Here is a 246-nt window from a genome sequence, read left to right on the forward strand (position 1 = left end):
TGGCCGTGCCATGGGCGGCGGCGGCGCTCACCGAAAGGGTGTGGCTGTCGCTGGTGTCGACGTCGCTGAAGGTGACCTTGCCGGTCGCGACCTGCGCCGTGGCCGGAAGATCATCGCCTTCCGAGACGTTGCCGGACTGCGCGGCCGAGGTGATCTGCGGCGCGTCGTTGGTGCCGGTGATGGTGATCGCCACCACCTGGGCGACGAGGCCGCCATGGCCGTCGTCGACCTGGACGGTGAAGCTGT

At 69.5% G+C, this 246-nt stretch carries 1 protein-coding gene; it reads right to left on the minus strand.

What is annotated here, in order from left to right:
- Positions 1–246, minus strand: a 246-nt coding sequence (locus O7B34_RS32095) for a VCBS domain-containing protein (RefSeq protein WP_337144247.1), incomplete at both ends; no start/stop codon positions are given.

It is taken from the genome of Mesorhizobium sp. Cs1299R1N3, from assembly GCF_037179625.1.
GTDB classification, from domain to species: Bacteria; Pseudomonadota; Alphaproteobacteria; order Rhizobiales; family Rhizobiaceae; genus Mesorhizobium; species Mesorhizobium salmacidum.